The following is a 22,412-nucleotide window of genomic DNA, read 5'->3' as shown; positions in this document are numbered from 1 at the left end:
TAAAGAGGGAGTGAAAGCATTGAATGGTATCCTAGTGGAAGTTGGGGAATCTTTAATTACTTTACAATATAAGGGTGAAGTTCTTATAGAAGGCAATAAGGAAGTGTATGCTGATGAGATTGCTTACTATGTAGAGGAGACATTGAAAGGCTTAAAAGCTCCTTATAAAAGTACCACCACAGAATTTGGAGTTTTCATTGAATTTTTATAATGCTCCAAAAAGGGAAGAGTGTATGAAGAAAATATATGATTTGGAGTTAAACAAGTCTCAAAAGTTATTGGTATATATCTTTAAAGAAATGGATGCGGATATTGCGCCGATTTCCGTCACACTGGATAAGCTAACTGAGTTGAGCAAGATGAACCGTTTGACTGTGAATAACAGTCTTAAAGAATTATCCCAACTCAACCTAATTTCCGTAAATTATGGAAAAGGAAAAGCTTCAAACTCTTATATGCTAAATATTGACTGAAAGGGTGCGGAAAAATTCAAGAGAATATAAAGGTATCTATTGTAAGTTATTTATACTTTAGGTAAAATGTAGTAAGTGAGATACACCGTTATGGGTGATAGTAATAGACAACCTAAATGAATAGAATCAATCCCTACAATTATCTGAAAAGCCTTGCACTAAAAGGCACCGTGATCGACTTCAAACAATCCATGATGGGCGGCGGCTTTACCATCGACAATCCTAATGCGATTGCCTCATGCGGATGCGGGTCATCGTTTGTGACGGCGACGAATAAGGGGACTCCGGAAGAGTGCTGATGCAAGAAGGTCCTATTTCAGGGCCTTTTTTTCGTTCACTTCCTCTTTCTCATACCATTTCAATTCTTCTACGAAATGTTTGTAGCCTTCTTCGGGAGGATAGGGGAAATGACTAAGAGTTTTGTCTTTATAGAGAAATGGGCATTCAAGGCTCTTGACCAAATAAGGGTAACTGCTCCATTTGTAGTTTTCCGCCTGCTGGACGGCCATGGCTTTGTAGGGGTTTAGGTGAATATAGCGGGTGGTGTTGAGGAATTTTGAGATGGTAGTAATGGGGTCAGCGTAAAATCTGCCTTCGAATAAATGTCCTTTGAAGTTGTGTCTGGAGTTAAAATATCTGGCGTACCGAAAGTTTAACTGCTGCATAATCACATTTGGCTGGTGTTGTATAACTTCAATTAGGAGATGAATATGATTTTTCATTAAACAGAAGGAATGAAGCTTGAAGGGGTATTTATGCTGGACTTCCTGGAGGATTTTCAAATAGTGGTCTTTATCGCGGTAATCTTCAAATAAAGCAGTTTTTCGTATTCCCCTTGATACAATGTGATAAATAGATCCAGGTTTAAGACTCCAATTTCGCGGCTTTGGCATAGACTCCCGCCTTTCATTATTTTAAAGAAGTATTCTACAACATGCCGTAAACACCTGTTGAATATATGTAAAAATTTGTAAATTATATAGGGGTTTAGTATAGAAATTACTTCCGGCTATCAAACTGCTTGAATTACTTGGTGCCATGAAAACCGCCAATGACTTTGCAATGCGTGGCAAACGGCCAAAACTTATTCTTGCCAGGCAAGAATGCCAGGCAAACAGCCAAAACCCATGGATGCCAGGCAAGAATGCCAGGCAAACGGCCGAAACTCATGGTTGCCAGGCAAGAATGCCAGGCAAACCGTCCAGACTCGTGGATGCCAGGCAAGAATGCCAGGCAAACGGCCAAAATTCATGAATGCCAGGCAAGAATGCCAGGCAAACGGCCAAAATTCATGAATGCCAGGCAAGAATGCCAGGCAAACGGCCAAAATTCATGGATGCCAGGCAAGAATGCCAGGCAAACGGCTAAAATTCATGGATGCCAGGCAAGAATGCCAGGCAAACCGTCCAGACTCATGGATGCCAGGCAAGAATGCCAGGCAAACGGCCAAAATTCATGAATGCCAGGCAAGAATGCCAGGCAAACGGCCAAAATTCATGGATGCCAGGCAAGAATGCCAGGCAAACCGTCCAGACTCATGGATGCCAGGCAAGAATGCCAGGCAAACCGTCCAGACTCATGGATGCCAGGCAAGAATGCCAGGCAAACCGTCCAGACTCGTGGATGCCAGGCAAGAATGCCAGGCAAACCGTCCAGACCCATGAATGCCAGGCAAACCCCCCGAATCCACCGGATGCCAGGCAAGAATGCAGATGGGATAAAAGAAAAATGGGATAAAAGAAAGAGGGCGGTCATCATGACCGCCCTCTTTCTTATTATTTCTCAAACAAACTAGTACTATGAAGCGGCTGTACACGCGCTTTCGGATCCATGTATGCTTTTGCGTTATTGACAGCAGTCGGCGCTTCTCCAAAACCGCTGGCAATGAGCTTTACTTTTCCATCATACGTACAGATATCTCCGGCTGCGTATATGCCTTCGATGTTGGTTTCCATTTTAGAGTTAACGAGGATGTTGTTTTTCTCAATGTTCAGGTCCCAATTTTTGATTGGGCCAAGTGAGGAAACGAATCCGAAGTTGACGATGAGATCGTCGATATCAATAACTTCTTTGCGCTCGCCTTTTACTTCCTGAAGGACGACCTGTTCAATGCGGTATTCCCCGATAATTTCTTCAGGTATAAATGGCGTCATGACTTCGACCTTGGAGTTCATCAGCTGCTCAACGCTGTGTTCGTGAGCGCGGAATTTGTCGCGGCGGTGAACAAGGATTACTTTTTCTGCGATTGGCTCAAGCATAAGGGCCCAGTCAAGAGCTGAATCTCCGCCGCCGCAGATCATGACGCGTTTGCCGGCAAAGGAGTTAAGATCATCGATGAAGTAGTGCATGTTTTTGCCTTCGTATTGTGCAGCATTTTCAAGTTCCAGGCGGCGCGGCTGGAATGCTCCGTTTCCGGCGGTGATGATGATGGTTTTTGTATAGTGGATTTCAGAGTTGGTTGTCAGCTTAAATACGCCGTCCGCCTGTTTTTCAACATCTTCCACTGCCTGATCCAGGGCAACAGCAGGATCGAACATTGCCATTTGCTCTTTTAAATTGTTGATGAGCTCCTGGGCACGGACTTTTGGAAAACCAGCTACATCATATATGTATTTTTCAGGATAAAGGGCAGAAAGCTGTCCGCCAAGCTGAGGGAGACTTTCGATGATTTTAACGCTTGCTTGTCTCATTCCTCCGTAAAATGCAGTGAACAGGCCGACTGGCCCTCCGCCAATGATCGTAATGTCGTAAACCTTTGTATCTTCTTTCACAATGTAACCCCCTAATTGATAACTATTCTTATTGACATCATACCATATTTTTTTAGGAAGCTCATCTTCCATAAAAAAACGGTAAGTTTTTCCTGATTAGAGCTTGCAGGCTTTTCAATTGGTGAAAAGAATGCAATTTAAGTAAGTATCCTACATTATTTTCGGAATTTTCGCAACAGATGATTTGGGCTAATTATAGCTTGAAAAACAATTCACAAAGGATTAATATTGGTAATAGGCATAATTGTTAATTTTTTGTGAACCATTCTTTATGTGTTGGATTATTTTTTGCGCACTATATAGTGAAGTATTTCACAAAGTTTTTGGCGAAAAACAAAATAAAATGGTGAAAAGAGCGGAAAATATACACAGGTATCATTTTAGTTCTTTTACCGACAAATTAAGTAAAGGTGATGTGATCGTCTTGAGAAAACCAAAAGTAGTGGTTTTAGGTGCAGGTTATGGTGGTTTAATTACGGTTAACCGTCTTTCTAAATTAGTAGGAGTTAATGATGCGGATATTACGCTTGTTAACAAAAATGATTATCATTATGAAACAACTTGGCTGCATGAAGCTTCAGCAGGTACGCTTCATCACGATAAATGCCGTTACCAAATCAAAGAAGTAATCAGCAGCCGTGTAAACTTCGTTCAGGATACAGTAACTGCGATCAAACCGGAAGAGAAGACAATTGTTCTTGAGAAGGGCGAGCTTGATTACGACTATCTGGTTGTTTCTCTTGGTTCTCAGCCGGAAACTTTTGGAATTCAAGGCTTGAAAGAGTATGCTTTCGGAATTACAAATATTAATGCTGCACGCCAGCTTCGCGAGCATATTGAGCTTCAATTCGCAACGTATCAAACTGAAGAAGTAAAACATGATGACCGTTTGACAATTGTTGTTGGGGGAGCAGGATTCACAGGTATCGAGTTCCTTGGTGAACTTTCCAACCGTGTACCGAAGCTTTGCCGTGAATATGATATTGATCCTAAGAAAGTCCGCATTATCTGTGTGGAGGCTGCTCCAACGGCTCTCCCAGGATTTGATCCGGAACTTGTTGAATATGCAGTTAACCACCTTGAGCGCAAAGGTGTAGAATTTAAAATTGGTACAGCGATTAAAGAATGTACGGAAGATGGAATCGTCGTTGCTAAAGATGACCATATGGAAGAAATCAAAGCTGGAACAGTTGTGTGGGCTGCTGGAGTCCGCGGAAACAGCGTAGTAGAAGAAGCTGGATTCGAGAACATGCGCGGACGCGTTAAAGTTACTCCTGATCTTCTTGCACCTGGCCACAAAGATGTATTCATCATTGGAGATTGCTCATTGATTATCAATGAAGAAATCAACCGTCCATACCCTCCAACTGCACAAATTGCGATGCAGCAGGGTGAAACTTGTGCGAAGAACCTCGCTGTATTAATTAAAGGCCAGGGAGAAATGGAAGGCTTTAAAGCTGACATTAAAGGTACAGTTGCTTCCCTTGGTGAAGATGATGCAGTGGGAACCGTTTTCGGCAAGAAGCTTGTTGGAACGAAAGCATCGTTCATGAAAAAGATGATCGACAACCGTGCCCTATACATGGTGGGCGGACCTGGTATGGTCATGAAAAAAGGAAAATTCAAGTTCTTTTAATAAGTAAGGAAAGGCAAAGGCTTATAGCTTTTGCCTTTTATTATTTTTGGGTACATAATAAAAAGTATATACCATTTGATGGAATGACAGATAGAGGAGTGGCATCATGACAAGTAAACGGGGAAATGTTTGGCTGGCTGCTGCAGGTATCGTTACCGATGAATCGAACAGGTGGCTTGTTGTAAAAAAGAAATACGGGGGATTGATGGGGAAGTGGTCCTTGCCGGCTGGGTTTGTGGATGGGAATGAAACGGTTGATCAGGCTGTAATCAGAGAGGTTTATGAGGAAACAGGGGTTAAGGCGGTCATCGATGGAATTGTAGGGGTAAGATCCGGCGTTATAAAAGGACAGGTTAGTGATAACATGATTATCTTTAAACTTCGGGCAGCAAGCAATGTAATCCGCATCCAGGAAGATGAGCTTTTTGAGGCAGCATTTATTCCTTACGAGCAGCTGAAAACGGATCCGGATTCGTCTTTGCTGCTTACCGCTCTGGCAGAAAAAGATATCCATCCGAAACTGAAGTTATTTGACCAGCTGGACCCCGGTGAGCAATTTCATTACTCCGCATATAACTTATTTTTATAATTTTCAAAAAAATAAGAAAATTAAAGAAAACAAGAGTATGGACTTAATGTATTCGCTTTCATTAGCTGTTTTGTCATCTTATCTGACTTTATTGTTGACAAGATACCTGATATCTTAATTAACAATAGATCGTAAAGGGGAGATCATAGATGGCATTGAAGGCTGAAAAGAGAGAATGTCCATATTGCTCAGGTAAAGGTTATTTTCAGTTGCTGCTTGGCGGTACAGAAACATGTGATTGCTGCAATGGAACTGGAAAAAAGTCTTGATATATAGAAAATTCAGGAATATTCATATTGACGTATGTAATGCGCTTTCAGTACACTGAAATTGGTGTACTGGAGGTGTTTTTGATATGATATTACCGGTATTTATTATTTCCATCGTCTTGTTTTTCGTGCTGTTTTTTGGAATCGGTTTTTTATTGAATATGCTGCTTAGAATGTCATGGATTATGGCTATCATTTATCCGGTTGTTTGCATTTTAATTATTGATGATACGGCAGCTGCCTCGTATATCACCGCACCGGGAGAGTCATTTCCAGCTCTGCTTCATAAAGTGGTTTCCCTTCAAGGAGTGGACATTACGATTTTGATAAGCGGTCTCGCAGGTGCAATCTGTTCTGGATTGGTGATTCAGACTTTAAGAAAAAGAGGATATCAAATGTTCTAAGCTTCCGGTTATTTCGGAGGTTTTTTTATTACAAATTTTTCATTTCCTTTCATTTGGCATATTTTAGTTTCTAATTGGGAACTAATAGTCTAGTGAGAGGAGTGAAAACCAAAAGAATGAAAAAACTTGGAATATGGTCGAGACGTTTTGTTATGGCTATGCTTTTTGCAGGAGCATTGGCTGCAACGTTTGAGGGTGTATCAGGCGTTAAAGCGAGAGAACTGACCCAAGATTTATATAATACGTATACATATCAAAATAATAAAGACGGATCTTTTCGTTTCTTTGGACTCGCTTTGAAGTTTTTGCCATCAGATCATCATTTGGCGGCGTTAACCTCTTCAGCACCTGCTGTGAGTAAGGGAGATTCATTGGAGTCGGCTTTTGATTGGGGAAAATATCCGAAGCATAAGGTTTTAGCTACCGGGTATACGGCAGGATTTGAGTCGACAGGTAAAAATCCCGGGCATCCTGAGTACGGAATAACTTATTCCGGTGTAAAGGTGAAAAGGGATTTGTTTTCTACGATCGCTGCAGATATTACGGTGTTCCCGATTGGAACGGTCCTTTTTATTCCTGATTATGGTTATGGAGTGGTAACGGATACAGGTTCAGCGATTAAGGGTGACAGGCTGGACTTGTATTTTGACACGGTTGCGGATGTTTATAATAATTGGGGCAAAAAAGAGCTTGACGTGTATGTTGTTAAAAAAGGGGACGGCAGCTTTACGGAAAAGGAATTGGCGAAGCTGAATGAAAGTGAGTCTCTGCAGGCATTCAGGCAGCAATACACTAAAGCGAACACTGGATATTAACGCGAAAAGGGCATCCGGATGACTCATCCGGATGCCCTTTTAATTGGAGTTATGTATCCTTTAATAAATAGAAGAGTTCCGAATTAGGGAAATTTCATCCTTAAAATGCTCTGGATGCAGGATAGATGCAAGGCTTGCCAGTCCCTCATACAGTCTGGGAGATGGTCTGCAAAAGAGCGCTTCCTGAAGCATGAGTACTCTGCCGTTCTTTAAAGCTGATAATTCGGATGAACGGGTCCTTTTTTGAACATGGTCAATTTTCATTTTGGATTCTTTCACTCCGACCCACACCATAAAGAAGTAATCGGGGTCTTTTGTTAAAATTTCCTCCCAGTCCGTTTGAATGCTGGGAACTTCAGTTTGACTGAATATGTTTTCTGCACCTGCAAGGCGGCTCATCTCAGTCAGCCAGTTTGTTCCTCCGGGAGTGAAAATCGGTTTCGGCCACCACTCAAAATAGACGGAAGGCTTGGAGGAGAGCTCTGATGACTTTCTTTCAAATTGCATCAGGATCTCTCGCAGGAGCTTCGTTTTGTCCTGAGCCCGTTCCAGGCAGCCGGTTCTTTTCCCCAGCCTTATTAAATCATCGTTCAGGTCTTCAAAGGATTGAGGATCAAATATCATATACGGAAGATTTCTCCGTTCGAGTTCTTCAATATTCTTCTCCATGCCCGGTACGCTTAAGGAAGCTAGCACTAAGTCAGGCTCGTATCTTTCAACATCATCCATCCGTATCGCCAAATCCGGACCAAGTCTTGGAAGATGCTTAATCTCATCCGGCCAATCTGAAAAATCGTCAAGTCCCGCTAGTTGATCCGTTAATCCCAGGCAGACGGCGAGCTCGGTATTGCTTGGGCAAATCGAAACAATTTTCATCCAGTTCACCTCATGCCCTATAGTTGGAAAAAGAGGTAGTGCATTAAAAGGGTAAGGAGAATGCCTGTGATCCCGCCAAAGAAAACTTCTATTGGCTGATGGCCAAGCAATTCTTTCAGTCTTTTTTGTTTTTCCTGTTCCTGATTTTGCTGCCAATCCTTCGCTTCTTTCATGAAACGGTTAAAGTCAATGACCAGTTTATTAAGAACAGTTGCCTGTTCGCCTGCATGACGCCGTACACCGGTTGCATCAAACATAGTGATGACGGCGAAAATGGCCGACACGGCAAATAGGGTGGAACCAAGACCTTCTTCGAGAGCTACGGCTGTAGTCAGAGCCGTAACGGCTGCGGAGTGCGAACTTGGCATACCGCCTGTGCTGGTTACGAGTGACCAGTCCCATTTTCTAATGGCAATAAAATGAATCGGTACTTTTACAACCTGAGCGAAAAATATTGCTGTCAGAGCAGCGATTAAAGGGAAATTATAAAATATATCCATAATGGATTCTCCTGCCTTCCATATGTATCAGCACTTAATTGTGTTCAAATTCTTTCCTTCTGATAGAATAAAGCTAACAGGTGAAGGGGGACCGCTTTATGGATGGTTATCCGGAGGAATACTACCAGTTTTTCATCCATTTCAATGAAGGCGATTTCTATACGTGCCATGATCTTCTGGAAGAGATGTGGCTGACCGACAAGTCGAACCTGTTTTTAAAAGGACTGCTTCAAATGTCTGTTGCCCTTTATCATTACAGCTACGGCAACTTAAAAGGGGCAAGGTCCATGATGCTTGCAGGCAGGAAGTACATACAGCCCTACCGCCCGTCACACTGGGGCATTGATTTGGAAAAAACAAGCCAGTTCATGGAAAATTGTTTACTCATTATACCACAGGTCCCGGATAAGGTACCGTATGAAATGACTAAGGATCTGCCCCGTCTCCCCTTGCTTATTCTATACCTTGAATCGTCCTGATAAAAACCCTTAATGGAGGAATGTGACATGTTTAAAGTAAATGATACGCTGACAGGAAATGAAGAAACCCTGATTACAGGATTATTTAAGAAAACACAGCCTTTGCAGGGCACACTCGCAGCGATAGATGAGAGTCTTGAAGGTCATGTGACGGCCTTGCTTAAAGAAGGGGATATAAGTGCAGACTCCATGGCCGTTGCAAAGATCTTCCCGTTAGGAAAGGCGGAAATGAAACGAATTTACATTGCCGGGCTGGGAAGAGAGAAGGAATGGGATTTCGAATCAGCAAGAGAAGCATTCGGCCATATCGTGAAGCGCCTTCTTGCTGACCGGAAAACAGAGGCAGTCATTGATTTGGACAGTTTTACTTCTGAACACCTGAACGGATTAGAAGCCGCACATGCACTGGCGGAGGCACTTGAACTCGCTTCTTATAAAATTAAGGATTATAAGCACAAATCAAATGAACCGGAAAAAAAGATTGAAGAGCTGACGGTTTTGACGAAAGAAGATGCTTCTGAGATAAAAGCTGCTCTTTTTGTTGGAGCGGCACATGGAAGAGGCACAAATTCAGCAAGGACGCTGGTCAATATGCCGTCGAACATACTCACGGCCAACGAACTTGCAGAACATGCAAAAATGCTTGCCGACCGATATGGCTTCGAGTGTGAAATTCTTGAAAAAGAAGAAATGCAAAAGCTTGGCATGGGCGCGATGCTTGCTGTAAATCAAGGTTCCGCTGAGCCCCCAAAAATGATTACATTGAAATACAATGGCAGTGAAAACAGCACGGAAATAATCGGCCTTGTCGGCAAAGGAATCACCTTTGATACAGGCGGATATTCCATTAAAACGAAATCCGGTATTGTCGGAATGAAAACAGATATGGGAGGCGCTGCGGCTGTATTAGGAGCAATGGAAATTATCGGCGAGCTAAAGCCTGAGCAAAACGTAGTGGCGGTTATTCCTTCTACAGACAATGTCATTTCAGCGACTGCCTTCAAGCCGGACGATGTCATCATTTCCATGAGTGGAAAAACGATTGAAGTGTTAAATACCGATGCCGAAGGAAGGCTTGTCCTTGCAGATGCCATCACATATGCCAAACATCATGGAGCGACCCATTTAGTTGATGTTGCGACTCTGACCGGGGGAGTAATTGTTGCATTGGGAAATGATATGACGGGTGCAACGACGAACAATGAATCCCTTTATGAACAAGTGACAGCGGCATCTAAGGAATGCGGGGAGCCAATCTGGCAGCTGCCGATTACAGAAAAAGATACAAAACGTGTAAAAAGCAGCAAAATGGCAGATCTGAGCAATTCTCCCGGAAGAGAGGGACATGCGATTATGGCTGCCGCTTTCCTGAAGGAATTTGCTGAGGATACGCCATGGGTTCACCTGGATATTGCAGGTACATCGGTTACGAGCAAGGAAGGCCGTCTTGGACCGTCGGGAGCGACAGGAGTCATGGCAAGAACACTCGCTACATTCGTAGAAAATTTCGAGGTTTAACAGGAAACAGGGCTTCCGCCTAACTCTCTGGACAGTCCGTCTGCATAGGTTACAGTAGGCAGGATGATACAGAAAGAGTTTTGGAGGTTATGTGATGAATGAACAAATTAGTATAAATGACGATTTCAGGCGTCCATTTGGCTTTGGCGGCTTTGGAAGACCAGGGTTCGGCTTTGGAAGGCCGGGATTTGGCTTTGGCAGACCAGGCTTCGGTTTTGGGGGCTTCGGCCGTCCATTCGGATTTGGCTTTGGAAGACCATTCGGATTTGGATATGGCTTCGGGCCATTTGGCTACGGCTTTCCCTTGGGCTTGGCGGGAGGATTAGCTGCTTCTGCCTTACTTAGCCCTTATTATGGGTATGGCTATGGATATCCGTATTATCCTTATCCATATTACGGATACCCTTATTATTAATAAGAAACAGGCCGGATCTAATCAGGGGGTCCGGTCTTTTCTATTATGAAATTCCTTTAACATACTAATGTGATAAACAAATCGTTGACATAGGTTCTCATTCTGTGATAATTTAGGAACATGTCATTTTATTGCTCTACCATATTAGCAAACTAAAGGATTTATGGAGGTTCGTTATGAATGCTGTCATTTTAGCTGTTGCTGTTCTGCTAGTGCTTAGCCTTCTCAGAGTAAATGTTGTATTTTCTTTGATTATCGGGGCATTGGCCGGAGGGTTCGCAAGCGGCTTGGATATAAAAACAATTGGAGAAGCTTTTACGACCGGATTGGGAGGAAATGCTGCAGTCGCTCTTAGCTATGCATCACTTGGAGCATTTGCCGTTGCACTTACTAAAACCGGGCTGCCGGATGCAATGGTGCATTTTGCGATTAAATTAGTAGGCAGAGAAGGAGAATCGAATAGAAAAACTCTTTCTAAGGTTTTGATCTTATTCATCATCCTGCTGGTTTCAATTTCTTCTCAAAATATCGTGCCTGTTCATATTGCGTTTATCCCAGTTTTAATACCGCCTCTTTTAAAGATCTTTAATCAGCTTCAAATTGACCGAAGACTTGTTGCAGCAGTGATTACATTTGGATTAATTACACCTTATATGTATATTCAGGCAGGATTTGGAGCCATTTTTCATGGGATTTTAAGAGATAATATGAAGCAGGCGGGACTAGCTATTAAACTTTCAGATATCCCGGATGCCATGCTCATACCTTCTTTAGGAATGGTAACCGGCTTACTGCTTGCTTTCTTCTTCTATAGAAAGAAAAGGAATTATGAAGATCGTGAAATTACAGGAGCAGAGGCCGTAGCCTTTTCTAAAAATTCTCTCAGCTTTGCGGCAGCGGCTATAATTATATCCCTTGCTGTTCAGTTATACCTGTCACATCTGGAGATTGAGGGAGGAATGATATTCGGAGCTCTTGCGGGTATTGCGGTCCTTTATGTTACAGGCGCAATGCGATGGAAGGAAGCCGATGCCATCCTTACAAAAGGGATGCAGATGATGGCATTCATCGGATTCGTTATGCTTGCGGCATCGGGCTTTGCCAGTGTAATGGAAGAAACCGGACATATTGAGAAGATGGTGAAAAGTTCCTCTGCACTAATCGGGAATAACCAGGCATTGGCCGCCCTGCTCATGCTTATTGTCGGCCTTCTTGTCACGATGGGAATCGGTTCCTCTTTTTCAACAGTACCTATTATTACAGCTCTATTTGTCCCATTGTGCATAAACCTCGGCTTCAGTCCTTTAGCGACAATCGCCATTATCGGAACTGCAGGTGCTCTTGGAGATGCAGGTTCACCTGTATCGGACAGTACCCTGGGTCCCACTTCCGGTTTGAATGCCGATGGCCAGCATGACCATATTTGGGATACTACTGTACCAACGTTCCTTCTTTATAACATTCCGCTCGTCCTTTTTGGATGGATTGCGGCAATGGTTCTCTGACTTCGGTATATCGTTTGGTTTCCAGACTTTATATATAAAGCCATGATTGGAAAAAGGGCCTTCTCTAGGGGCTCTTTTTCGTTTATAAAAACAAAAGACTGCCGGGATTCGGCAGTCACATATCTTTCATTATAATGCTTGTGATTGTATATTTTTCCATGCGTTAAGGAGTTCAGCGTCGTCCCATTCGAACAAATAATCGGCTGCAGATGGGGTATGATTTAATACTTCTGTTTCATATTGTTCGCGGTCCAGCTCACTCAAAAAATAGCGTTTAATCGCTAATCCAGACATGATCTTCACCTCTTTTATTCCAATACTTGCATTATGCCAAATTGGAGCTCTATTTATACCTCCGGCGGCAATAGTTAATAGATTACATTAAAATAAAGGGTAATTCAACCCATTTTGTTTATTTTTACCTAAATATTTTATGCTGCAATGAACGGAAAGTTGTGTCATTTCCTAACTGAGCAAAATAATTCGTTTTGCATACACTAGACTGATTGTCGCTCCATAATGCTCATATCCTTATTTTTGCTGATTTAATCAGTATTCAAAACATAAAACTATTAGCCGCCGCATTAAAAAAGGACGGCAGCTCCTGGCTGCCATCCCATAAATATCTTACGCTGCCCGCTGTTTCGTTTGACGGGATCCCTTTTTTACCTGATGATAAATACGCGGAGTGATGAGAGCTGCGAAGATGGTGAATACAATATCTTTAACGGCGAACCAGGCCATGATCTGCCATGATGCTAAATAGGAAAGCTTGGCCCCTGCAACATAATTAATGATTGCATACATGTAGGTTGTTCCGAAAAAATAAATGACGATAATTCCTGCAAAAGCAGCGGCCATAAAAACCGGGAGCTTCGGATTTTTATTCCATTCTACGATTTTTCCTGCTGCATAAGCAGCTAATATATAGGAAAGGATAAATCCGCCTGTTTTTCCGAAAAGGATGCCCAATCCTGATGAAAATCCTGCAAAGACAGGTGCGCCTGCTGCGCCTATAAGTGCATAGACCGCCATCGATACTGCTCCGAGACGGCTTCCAAGCAGAAGCCCTGCAAGCACGCAGAAAAATGGAGCCATGGACAGCGGTATTCCCGCTACCTGCAGAAACGGCACCCATGAAGTTAAATTTGCCCCGACTGCCATTAAAGCGGCAAACATACTGGCGTATACTAAGTCAATTGTCTGAAATCTTCTACCCATACCATAATTCTCCTTTACACCTATAGGCTTTTATATATAGACTAATAGATGGTGCTACTAATGTCAACTCAAATTATTTTAAGGTTAACATAAGAAAGCGGTGAACAAAATGTACTTCGGAAAATCTAAAGCGCATGCTGATTCAGAACGCGTTCCTCCTAACCAGCATGTGACGAAATCCTTTCCGGTCCTGCATGCTGGGTCGGTTCCGGAATATCGAGAGTTGAAGAGCTGGAATCTGCAGGTTTACGGGCTTGTAGAAAAACCGCTGCTGCTCAGTTTTGAGGATTTGATGAATTTTCCTCAAGCAACGGTTTCCAATGATATTCATTGTGTGACGGGATGGTCCAGGCTTGATAATACATGGACAGGTGTTAGAGCAAGGGATATAGCCCATGCTGCAGGAGTTAGTGGAGAATCGGGATTTGTTGTTCTTCATGCTGAGGAAGGATGGACGGCAAATCTTCCTTTAGAGGATTTCCTGAAGGGGACAAGTCTGCTGGCTCATTCTCATGATGGTAAACCGTTAACCCCAGAGCATGGATACCCGATCAGAGCTGTTTTTCCTCATCTTTATTTTTGGAAAAGCGCTAAATGGCTGAGAGGAATTCAATTTACTAAACAAAATCATCCGGGATTCTGGGAAAAGAATGGCTACCATATGTATGGGAATCCATGGAAAGAGGAGAGGTTTTCCTGGGACTAATGCTTTATTTTCTTTATTGGTAAAAATTAATACTTGAAAAATAAAAAACATTAACCATAGGGGGCGCGAAACAGCTCCTGTATTGTTATAATAAATACTATGCTGGCATATTTACAGCGATCTAATTCCCGAGATTTAATGGAGTGTAAACTACATGTATTTTACGTTATTGGCTATTATCGCGATCATTCCTTTTGTATTAGGTGTTGTGATTTTGTTTCACAATCGCACTCCTTTTTTTAAAGTCGCCATCAGTTTTCTCCTTTTGCTGGCTTTTTGGCAATTTGATTTATCCATCTTATATGGAGTGGAGTTATTTGAGCCTGAAGAAGCCGAAAGATATTTCACCTTTTTCCGGTTTGGCATCATTTTTAATTTTCCAGTGGTCTGTTATTTCATGTACATTCTTCTTACCCGCTACAGCAAAGTGAGCCTATTCTCCAAAAAAGTTTTCGTATGGATGCTTCGGCTTATCTTGATTTTCTCCTTTACGTTAAGCACCGCTGTTTATGTGCTCAGCAACACTGCTTTAGGAGTCCGAGGGCTGGAGATATATAACCCTGGCAAACAATACCCTAATCACTATTATCCTGTCTTCGGAGATTGGCAGTGGCTGTTTGTTCTGAACACGAGCTTAACCTTACTTGTTGCCTTCATTTTAATTCTTTTCTCCATTTTCCTGACTGTAAAGGAACATCGGTTATTTAGCGTGTATTTAAGCATAACGGTTTTCAGTGTTATCACGATTGGACTCTTGAGCGGGTATAAAATCCTTCCGCTTTTTGTGTCCGGTTTTTCGTCTATATTGCTTACACTAATCATTTTTATCGGTCTTATTCAAAATCTTACCCGCGGTCTGAAGGAGCAGAAAAACCTCCTTCATAAAATTATGAATCTTAATCCCAACTATATATATGTGAAAAATGAAGATCATCAGTATATTATCGCCAATGAAGCCATGGCTTCTCTTTATGATATGGATGTGAAAGATCTGCTGAATAAGACAGACCTGGATCTGAATCCCCGCAGCGTTCAGGCAGTTAAAATTGAGATGGAAGAGAAAAAGGTTCTCCTTGGAATCAAACCGAAATATGAAAAGGTTGACAAAATTGTTGATTTAAAAGGACAGGTCAAGTGGGTTGAAGTTCTGAAAATTCCAGTAACCCTTGATGGGAAACAGCTGATCTTATGTATTGGAAATGATATCAGTCAAAGGAAGCGGGACGAAGAATATATTTTAAAGACAGAGAAAATGAGTGTAGTTGGAGAACTGGCAGCCGGGGTGGCTCATGAAATCAGAAACCCGCTTACCTCTCTTAAAGGTTTTGTCCAATTTTTAGGTGAGGATGAGAACCTGAAGCATAAAAATCATCTGCGTGTAATGGCTGAGGAGATTGATCGGATTAATGAAGTCATTGATGAGCTTTTGCTGATTGCAAAGCCTCAAGGCAAAACGTTCAAAAAAGAAAAAGCTGCAGAGATACTGGATGATGTTATCCTGCTTATGGAAGAAACAGCTAAAGCTGCGTATGTACAATTCAGTATAAATGCTGACCCGGAGCTGTATATTATGTGCAACAAAAATCATTTAAAGCAGGTCTTCCTGAATTTAATTAAAAATTCAATTGAAGCAATGGAGTTTGGCGGAATGATGACCATCTATTGCTCGCTGACGGCCGATGGCTATGCCCAATTCATATTGCAGGATGAAGGAGAGGGCATTGAACCTGACCGGATTGAAAAACTGGGAGAGCCATTTTTCACAACGAAAGAACGAGGTACAGGCTTAGGGCTTACGGTATGCTACAAAATTGTAAAGGATGAGCATAGAGGGAAAATTCAGTTCCAGAGTGAGCTTGGAAAAGGGACAACCGTGACCATCCTTCTTCCTTTGGATCCGATTGAAGAAGCCAAGAAAAGATTTATTTAATAAGCTCTGTTAAATTTGGCTGTTGATTTCCGCTGCAGGCGTTCGCTTTCCGCGGGGCGGGCTGCTTGAGCCTCCTCGCCGCTTTGCGTCTGCGGGGTCTCACCTGTCCCGCTGCTCCCGCTGGAGTCTCGCCCCTTCCGCTCCAATCAGCATTACCAATGTACAATGTTAAAAACATCCATAAACCCTAATGTAATACAAAAACCCGGAAATGCTCATGCTGAGCGTTTCCGGGTTTTCATATACTGCCCTTGACAAGGCTTTTTAGGCAGGCGGATTATTTTGAACTTTTTTCTATATGAGCTTCCAATTCGATGGAAACATTGCCTTTAAGTGCTCTTGAGATCATACAGGACTGCTCTGCTTTTTCTGCCAGTCTCTGAGCCAGGCGGACCTCTTTTTCTTCCGCTTCAGATGTAAGAACCAAAACAGGGCGGTGAATGATTTTTTTGTACGTAATATATCCCTTTACCACCTCGACGATTCCCTCAGACTCCATCGTGAGACTTTCTGTCGAGATTGAGTTTCTTTCGAGCATGGCGGCGAGTGTAATGATATAGCATGTTGCTGCTGCCCCGAGAAGCATTTCGTCGGGGTTTGTTCCCTCGCCAGGTCCGTCCATTTCAGGCGGGATGGAAATGGATGTTTTTAAATGACCGGTTTGTATTTCCCCGACACTGTTTCTTCCGCCGGGCCATGTTGCCTGAAGCAAAAAGCTGTGTTCTGCCATTGATATCGCCTCCTCAGGCTAGTGTATCGCAACTTGTAACATTAAAAAAAGAAGATGCTCATCGCACCTTCTTTTTCAACCGATTGTTATACAGTCAATTCCTTATCCAAGGCTACTTCAGCTGGTACATACGTAAAGCCAAGGTCACGGGCTACAGCTGCGTACGTAATTTCTCCTTTTGCTGTGTTTAGGCCTGCTTTAAGTGCAATATTTTCTGAAATGGCTCTGTAGACGCCTTTATTGGCGATTTGCAGTGCGTAAGGAACGGTCACATTAGTAAGCGCCATTGTAGATGTTCTAGGAACGGCACCAGGCATGTTGGCAACAGCATAATGGACAACTCCGTGCTTTTCGTAAGTAGGCTGGTCATGTGTTGTGATGTGGTCAACGGTTTCAACAATTCCACCCTGGTCAATCGCTACGTCAACGATGACAGAACCAGGCTGCATGCTTTTTACCATTTCCTCTGTTACAAGAGTCGGTGCTTTAGCGCCTGGAATAAGAACCGCGCAGATAAGCAAGTCGGATTCAGCGACTGCTTGGGCAATGTTGATTGGATTGGACATGAGTGTTTTAATTTGGGTGCCGAAAATATCGTCTAATTCACGAAGACGGTCCGCGCTTAAATCGATAATGGTCACATCCGCTCCAAGTCCGATCGCCATTTTAGCAGCGTTTGTGCCAACTACGCCGCCGCCGATGATCGTGACTTTACCTCGGCTGACCCCGGGAACTCCTGCAAGCAGAATCCCTTTTCCGCCTTTAGGCTTCTCGAGGAATTGTGCGCCAATTTGAGCAGACATACGGCCTGCCACTTCACTCATTGGTGTAAGCAATGGAAGAGTGCGTCCGGCAGAGACTGTTTCATAGGCAATGGAAATTACACCGGATTGTTTAAGAGCAAGAGCCAGTTCCGGTTCAGCCGCAAGGTGAAGGTAAGTGAAAAGAATCAAGCCTTCGCGGAAATATCCGTATTCAGGCTGCAATGGCTCTTTTACTTTCATGATCATATCGGATTGAGCCCAGACATCAGCTGCAGTCTCAATTATTTCTGCTCCTGATTCCAAATAAGCCTCATTTGTAAAGCCGCTTCCTAAGCCAGCTTCTTTTTCTACAAGAACACGATGTCCGGCAGCAGTAAATTGAGCCGCTCCGCCTGGAGTCAGCGCAACGCGGTTTTCGTTATTTTTAATTTCTCTAGGTACACCTATAATCATAAATCCGTCCTCCTATAAGGTCAGGTATTGGTTTGGAATAAGTTATAGGTTTAGTATAATAGCTTCTCCATTTTTTTTGTTTGTTTAAAAAAGAGAAAGGGTTTCCATGCTTTTGTGAAATTTCACAAAGACATCCGCTCCAGCTTCATATCCAGATAAATGGTCATTTTCTCATTTGGGTTTGTTAAATCAATCTCCGCTATTTGAGCAATGCGTTTTAGCCTGTAGCTAAGTGTGTTTACGTGGACATTCAGCAGCTTGGCTGCTGCATTCACCGAGCTGTCGGCCTCTAAGTATACCTCAAGTGTCTCGGTTAGATTGGATTTGTGATCGGCATCATACTCCTTAAGCTTCTGCAAAGAGTAATTTTCAAATCCTTCCTGCTTGCGCTTCTCGTAAAGAACATCAAGGTACTGATAGATCCCAAGCTCTGAAAAACTGGTTAAAGAAATGGTCTCTTCGGAAAAACGCTGTTTAATCTTTGAAACGGCAAGCGCTTCGCGGTAGCTTTGTTCAATTTTCAGCGTTTCGCTGTAAACCCCTCCGATACAAGCCTCAACACCGCGGAGTGCAAACCGCTCATCCAGCTGCTTTACAGTAGAAGCGCAAAAATCCTTCAGCTCTGTCAATGCCTGCTCCCCGCGAGGCTCTGCCAATATAATAAGCTGGTTGTAATCTGTTGTAGAAAGCAGAACATGAACCTGCTGAGTCGTCTTAAGAAGATAATCAATTTGCTTCTCAGCGCTTTGGGAAATTTCTTCTGCAAATGTAAAAAGAATGACCGAAAATGTCTGAGGAATCTTCACATTCAGCTGTCCAAAGCCCTGTTGAATCTCGTGGATCGTATGGACATTTCCGGTCAGCAGCCTCCAGAACATTTCCTGGCTGCGTTCCTGTTTTTTTGTTTTACTGGCATGAAGATTCAGCAGTTTATTTTTAATCGCCTCGGCCGCTTCTTTTAATAGCTGAAGCTCTGAAGCCGATAGCTTTTTCTCGATTTCAAGAGCCCAGACGAATCCAAGGACCTCTTCATTTTTCCAAATAGAAATAGCAACCCGGCTGCCTAGACCGACCTCTTCAATTTGGTTCACTCGGATCGGTTCTTTTGTTTTCATAAGCTTAGGAATCGTCCCGTCCTTCCATAAGCTGTTAATCACTTTCTCGGGAACCCGGCGGCCTATAATAGTAGAAATTCTCGCAGGGTCTGTGCAGTCGTCGTGTGTACTGTAGGCAAGAAGACGATGATTTACGTCCTCAATTGTAATCGGGAGGGACAATACTTCACTGATTTTGTCGGCAATATCCTCCAGACGGTCAAATTGGTAGATGAAAGGCTGATTATAGCGGTCTGTCATTTTCGTCACTCCTGCTCGTTCTTCTATTAAAAAGTATGCGCATCTCCTTTGTAAAAATCAACAAAAAGAGGGAGCATCATTAAACTCACAATAAAAATGAAGGATCATCATATTACACAATTCAACATAATTTCCCAGGAAATTCTGGATATCCTAAACCTGAATTCTAATTCCCGGAAGAAAGGATGATTTAAAATGAAAGCATTATCGATGATCACCAGTTTAATGATTGTGCTGTCTGCTCCAAGTGCTGCATTCGCTTCCTCTGTAAAACCGCATATTCCAAAACACTCTGAGCATTTCAAAATGGATAGGAAGCAGGAGCTTTTCCGCCTTGTGAGAACCTATACGCCAGAAAAGACCCATGAATGGGAAGCTGCAATCAAAAAAAGAGAAGAGCTCAAGGGAAAGCTGCATCAAAATTATAAAAAAGACCGGAATGAACTAGCTGGATTAAGAAAACAGTGGAAGGAACAAAATTTATCAGAGGAAGCCATCCGGAAAAATACAAGAGAGTGGCGGGAAAGCAAACACAAGGGGCATCCTCAACATCCTGACCGGAAAAGGGTTTTACAGGATCTTAAGCGTGCTTTAAAAGATAAAGATGAAGCAAGTATTAAAGAATCGCTAAACAGTATGCTTAAACGGGTGCAAAGCCGAAATAGAGAACTCGAACAACGAGTGAAGTAAAGCTTATTAATAAATTCCCCATAGTTCTATCATATTTCTGCGTCATTTTTCGGTTAGGATAAAAATGGACCATGCCTTACATCCAAAAGGATGCGGAACCAATTGAGAGCATGCCATTTGTAAATGAAAAACTGGAAAACCTTTTGGATGAAAAGGTACAATAATAAGAAGGAATAAGAGGGAGCATTCCTGCTCCCTTTTTTAGTGAATCAGACTCGGTGATTGCCTTCACTGATTGAATGTCAAGCTTATGGAGGATTGAAATGTCTTATACCGTCTATTTAGTAGAAGATGAAAATCATTTAAATACCGTATTGACCACCTATTTGAAACAGGAAAATTGGGAAGTAAAGACCTTTCATAATGGTACGGATGCCATTAAAAGCATTCATGAACAGCCTCATTTATGGATTCTTGATATTATGCTGCCGGACGTTGATGGTTATGACGTTATAAAAGAAATCAAAAAAATGAATGAAGAGACTCCTGTTATCTTTATTAGTGCACGTGATGAAGACCTCGATCGGATAATAGGTCTGGAGCTCGGCGGGGATGATTATCTGGCTAAACCTTTTTTGCCGAAGGAATTGATTATCCGGGCGAAAAAAATTATGAAGCGCACCTATGAAAAGCAAGAGGAGCCAAGCCTGATTTATGGTCCGTATATTATTAAGGAAAGAGAGAGGACCATTTCCGAAAACAATCAAGTGATTCAGCTGACTTCAAAGGAATTTGATCTGTTTGTTTATCTTGTCAAGCACGTTGGAAGCGCTCTGAGCCGCGAGCAGATATTGACCTATGTTTGGGGAGACAACTATTTTGGTTCTGACCGGGTAGTGGATGATTTAGTTCGAAGAGTAAGAAAAAAATGCCCTAAACTGCACGTGGAGACGATTTACGGATACGGATACCGGACGGTAAAGTATCTTGAGAAATAAGCCGCTTTTTATTCAAATTGCCACACTCTTCACAGGTTTAATCGTGGTAATGGCGATTGTCTTTTTTCTTGTCATTCCTTCAACACTAAAGACGTTTTTTACAAATGAGCTTTTTCGCACAATTGAAGAGGCGCAGCAGCCATCCTACCCAAATCTAAACTACACGGATCCTGCGGATAATTTTTCTGCAGATCAGCAAATCCGTTCTGTTAAACATATTTTCATCTACGAAAATGGGCATTATGAGGGTGACTCTCAGGAGCAGTATCTGAGATTGTTTTTGGCTCAGGGCCAGCAGCAAGAAGAAAATGTTAAACGCTATAATTTATCCTTCGGTAAAAGTGAAATGCTCTATGTAATTAGAAAAGGCTATGACAGAGAAGGAAACAAAGGATATCTGGTGTCCTTCCTATGGGACAAGTATCGAAATGAACTTATACAAACTTTATTAACACGGATTTTCTTCATTTTTGCCTTAATCATTGTGGGCGGCATTGTCCTTGCTTTTATATTTTCAAAATGGCTAGTTAAACCGCTCGATTTGATCACGGTCCATGTAAATAAAATTTCTCAGCGAAAGCTTGGCGAATCCCTTCTATTAGATCGGAAGGATGAAATCGGGAAGCTTGCCGTCTCAATTGATGATATGAGGAAGCAGCTCAAAAAACAAGACGAATTTCAGCAGACAATGCTTCAAAATGTTTCCCATGACTTAAAAACTCCAATTATGGTGATTAGAAGCTACTCAGAAGCAATGAAAGATGGGATTCATCCTGCGGGCTCGCTTGAGGGATCTGCCGATATCATTGAAAAAGAGGCTCTGCTGCTAGAGAAGAAAATTAAAGATTTGCTTTATTTAACAAAACTCGATTATCTTTCACAGCTGAAGCTTGAAAAGAAACCGGTCAATATTAATGAAACGGCAGAGGATGTGATTGTGAGATTCAGCGCCGCCAATCCATTGGTAAAGATCCGTACAGATTTAGAACCCGCTGAAATCTATGGCAGCGAGGAACAAATCAGGGTGCTTCTTGAAAATCTTCTGGAAAATGCGCTTAAATATGCCAGAAGTGCAGTGGATCTCTCTGTGAAGCAACGTGGAGATTCAATTCTTTTACGCTGCTACAATGATGGTGAACCGGTAAGCGAAAAGCTTCTTTCCAATTTGTTTCAGCCGTTTGTAAAAGGAGAAAAGGGCAATTTCGGTCTTGGACTTGCCATTATTAAGCGGATTGCTGATCTTCACCATGCCTCCATTACAGTTGAAAACGAAAAGGATGGGGTCGCCTTTCAGGTTCTTCTTCCACGATAAATCGCCGTTCTTCATAATGAGGAACGGTTTTTCTTGTACAGTCAGGGCATTTAAATGGACAAC

General features: G+C 42.5%; 26 protein-coding genes and 2 pseudogenes. 19 read left to right on the top strand and 9 right to left on the bottom strand.

The window, feature by feature from the left end:
• Positions 1-19: 19 nt before the first annotated feature.
• The 3 genes and pseudogenes from J9317_RS16630 to J9317_RS16620 form a co-directional block, all read left to right on the top strand.
• Entirely contained in the window at positions 20-211 is a 192-nt protein-coding gene (locus tag J9317_RS16630) for a hypothetical protein (RefSeq protein ID WP_211560506.1), read from the top strand.
• Positions 212-233: 22 nt separating this feature from the next.
• Positions 234-473, top strand: coding sequence for a GntR family transcriptional regulator (locus J9317_RS16625; protein WP_211560503.1), 240 nt, complete (start codon positions 234-236; stop codon positions 471-473).
• 158 nt (positions 474-631) lie between these two features.
• A pseudogene (locus J9317_RS16620) lies at positions 632-772 on the top strand (HesB/IscA family protein); the annotation flags it as partial.
• A gap of 240 nt (positions 773-1,012) precedes the next feature.
• On the opposite strand, the pseudogene J9317_RS21060 reads toward J9317_RS16620, so the two are convergent.
• Positions 1,013-1,366, bottom strand: a pseudogene (locus J9317_RS21060) (transposase); the annotation flags it as partial.
• Positions 1,367-1,524: 158 nt separating this feature from the next.
• Between J9317_RS21060 and J9317_RS16610 the strand changes: the two are divergent.
• Together J9317_RS16610 and J9317_RS16605 are read left to right on the top strand one after the other, a co-directional pair.
• Positions 1,525-1,932, top strand: coding sequence for a hypothetical protein (locus J9317_RS16610; protein WP_211560487.1), 408 nt, complete (start codon positions 1,525-1,527; stop codon positions 1,930-1,932).
• On the top strand, positions 1,905-2,210 hold the full coding sequence (locus tag J9317_RS16605; RefSeq protein ID WP_211560485.1) for a hypothetical protein: 306 nt from the start codon (positions 1,905-1,907) through the stop codon (positions 2,208-2,210). The genes J9317_RS16610 and J9317_RS16605 overlap by 28 nt, the downstream gene beginning before the upstream one ends.
• A 38-nt stretch (positions 2,211-2,248) precedes the next feature.
• Here J9317_RS16605 and yumC read toward each other — a convergent pair whose 3' ends face one another.
• Positions 2,249-3,244, bottom strand: coding sequence for a ferredoxin--NADP reductase 2 (gene yumC, locus J9317_RS16600; protein ID WP_211560483.1), 996 nt, complete (start codon positions 3,242-3,244; stop codon positions 2,249-2,251).
• Positions 3,245-3,659: 415 nt separating this feature from the next.
• Here yumC and J9317_RS16595 point away from each other — a divergent pair, with 415 nt between their 5' ends.
• From J9317_RS16595 to J9317_RS16575, 5 genes are all read left to right on the top strand, one after another.
• Positions 3,660-4,880 (top strand): NAD(P)/FAD-dependent oxidoreductase, encoded by a 1,221-nt coding sequence (locus J9317_RS16595; RefSeq protein ID WP_347880534.1) that lies wholly within the window; start codon positions 3,660-3,662, stop codon positions 4,878-4,880.
• 106 nt (positions 4,881-4,986) lie between these two features.
• The gene (locus J9317_RS16590; protein WP_211560479.1) at positions 4,987-5,469 is read left to right on the top strand and encodes an NUDIX domain-containing protein; all 483 of its coding nucleotides are present in this window, start codon (positions 4,987-4,989) and stop codon (positions 5,467-5,469) included.
• 149 nt (positions 5,470-5,618) lie between these two features.
• Positions 5,619-5,738 carry a YuiA family protein gene (locus J9317_RS16585; protein ID WP_211560477.1) on the top strand — a complete coding sequence of 40 codons (120 nt, stop codon included), beginning with the start codon at positions 5,619-5,621 and terminating at the stop codon, positions 5,736-5,738.
• Between the two features lie 86 nt (positions 5,739-5,824).
• Positions 5,825-6,142: a YuiB family protein gene (locus J9317_RS16580; RefSeq protein ID WP_211560476.1), complete on the top strand. Its 318-nt coding sequence runs from the start codon at positions 5,825-5,827 to the stop codon at positions 6,140-6,142.
• A 116-nt stretch (positions 6,143-6,258) separates the two neighbouring features.
• Positions 6,259-6,957 carry a 3D domain-containing protein gene (locus J9317_RS16575; RefSeq protein ID WP_211560473.1) on the top strand — a complete coding sequence of 233 codons (699 nt, stop codon included), beginning with the start codon at positions 6,259-6,261 and terminating at the stop codon, positions 6,955-6,957.
• 60 nt (positions 6,958-7,017) lie between these two features.
• Here the strand turns inward: J9317_RS16575 and J9317_RS16570 are convergent, their stop codons facing one another.
• A complete protein-coding gene (locus tag J9317_RS16570; RefSeq protein ID WP_211560471.1) occupies positions 7,018-7,833 on the bottom strand; it encodes a cobalamin-binding protein in 816 nt (271 codons plus the stop codon).
• 17 nt (positions 7,834-7,850) lie between these two features.
• Complete coding sequence (locus J9317_RS16565) at positions 7,851-8,333, bottom strand: divergent PAP2 family protein (RefSeq protein WP_035411095.1); 483 nt, start codon at positions 8,331-8,333, stop codon at positions 7,851-7,853.
• Between the two features lie 98 nt (positions 8,334-8,431).
• Between J9317_RS16565 and J9317_RS16560 the strand changes: the two genes are divergently transcribed.
• From J9317_RS16560 to J9317_RS16545, 4 genes are all read left to right on the top strand, one after another.
• A complete protein-coding gene (locus J9317_RS16560) occupies positions 8,432-8,812 on the top strand; it encodes a DUF309 domain-containing protein (RefSeq protein WP_211560469.1) in 381 nt (126 codons plus the stop codon).
• A 27-nt stretch (positions 8,813-8,839) separates the two neighbouring features.
• Complete coding sequence (locus J9317_RS16555) at positions 8,840-10,330, top strand: leucyl aminopeptidase (RefSeq protein ID WP_211560467.1); 1,491 nt, start codon at positions 8,840-8,842, stop codon at positions 10,328-10,330.
• 94 nt (positions 10,331-10,424) lie between these two features.
• Complete coding sequence (locus J9317_RS16550; protein WP_211560465.1) at positions 10,425-10,745, top strand: hypothetical protein; 321 nt, start codon at positions 10,425-10,427, stop codon at positions 10,743-10,745.
• Positions 10,746-10,921: 176 nt separating this feature from the next.
• Positions 10,922-12,250, top strand: a complete 1,329-nt coding sequence (locus J9317_RS16545; protein WP_211560463.1) for a Na+/H+ antiporter family protein — start codon at positions 10,922-10,924, stop codon at positions 12,248-12,250.
• Positions 12,251-12,379: 129 nt separating this feature from the next.
• Here J9317_RS16545 and J9317_RS16540 read toward each other — a convergent pair whose 3' ends face one another.
• Positions 12,380-12,544, bottom strand: a complete 165-nt coding sequence (locus tag J9317_RS16540; protein ID WP_211560461.1) for a hypothetical protein — start codon at positions 12,542-12,544, stop codon at positions 12,380-12,382.
• Between the two features lie 333 nt (positions 12,545-12,877).
• Entirely contained in the window at positions 12,878-13,471 is a 594-nt protein-coding gene (locus J9317_RS16535) for a biotin transporter BioY (protein WP_211560459.1), read from the bottom strand.
• Between the two features lie 109 nt (positions 13,472-13,580).
• On the opposite strand from J9317_RS16535, the gene J9317_RS16530 reads away from it, so the two are divergent.
• Entirely contained in the window at positions 13,581-14,177 is a 597-nt protein-coding gene (locus tag J9317_RS16530) for a sulfite oxidase-like oxidoreductase (RefSeq protein WP_211560457.1), read from the top strand.
• Positions 14,178-14,331: 154 nt separating this feature from the next.
• A complete protein-coding gene (locus J9317_RS16525; protein ID WP_211560455.1) occupies positions 14,332-16,107 on the top strand; it encodes an ATP-binding protein in 1,776 nt (591 codons plus the stop codon).
• 277 nt (positions 16,108-16,384) lie between these two features.
• Here the strand turns inward: J9317_RS16525 and J9317_RS16520 are convergent, their stop codons facing one another.
• From J9317_RS16520 to adeR, 3 genes are all read right to left on the bottom strand, one after another.
• Positions 16,385-16,837 (bottom strand): OsmC family protein, encoded by a 453-nt coding sequence (locus tag J9317_RS16520; protein ID WP_211560453.1) that lies wholly within the window; start codon positions 16,835-16,837, stop codon positions 16,385-16,387.
• Between the two features lie 86 nt (positions 16,838-16,923).
• Entirely contained in the window at positions 16,924-18,054 is a 1,131-nt protein-coding gene (gene ald / locus J9317_RS16515) for an alanine dehydrogenase (protein WP_211560451.1), read from the bottom strand.
• Between the two features lie 122 nt (positions 18,055-18,176).
• The gene (gene adeR / locus J9317_RS16510) at positions 18,177-19,409 is read right to left on the bottom strand and encodes a sporulation transcriptional activator AdeR (protein WP_211560449.1); all 1,233 of its coding nucleotides are present in this window, start codon (positions 19,407-19,409) and stop codon (positions 18,177-18,179) included.
• 195 nt (positions 19,410-19,604) lie between these two features.
• Here adeR and J9317_RS16505 point away from each other — a divergent pair, with 195 nt between their 5' ends.
• The 3 genes from J9317_RS16505 (at position 19,605) to J9317_RS16495 (ending at position 22,349) form a co-directional block, all read left to right on the top strand.
• The gene (locus J9317_RS16505; protein ID WP_211560447.1) at positions 19,605-20,099 is read left to right on the top strand and encodes a hypothetical protein; all 495 of its coding nucleotides are present in this window, start codon (positions 19,605-19,607) and stop codon (positions 20,097-20,099) included.
• Between the two features lie 263 nt (positions 20,100-20,362).
• Positions 20,363-21,037, top strand: coding sequence for a response regulator transcription factor (locus J9317_RS16500; protein WP_211560445.1), 675 nt, complete (start codon positions 20,363-20,365; stop codon positions 21,035-21,037).
• Complete coding sequence (locus tag J9317_RS16495) at positions 21,027-22,349, top strand: sensor histidine kinase (RefSeq protein WP_211560443.1); 1,323 nt, start codon at positions 21,027-21,029, stop codon at positions 22,347-22,349. The genes J9317_RS16500 and J9317_RS16495 overlap by 11 nt, the downstream gene beginning before the upstream one ends.
• Positions 22,350-22,412: the final 63 nt, after the last annotated feature.

Origin of the sequence: Metabacillus flavus (assembly GCF_018283675.1) — a bacterium.
GTDB classification, from domain to species: Bacteria; Bacillota; Bacilli; order Bacillales; family Bacillaceae; genus Metabacillus_B; species Metabacillus_B flavus.
Note: the sequence above shows the minus strand (reverse complement) of the source record. Positions and strands in the feature narration are given on the sequence as shown.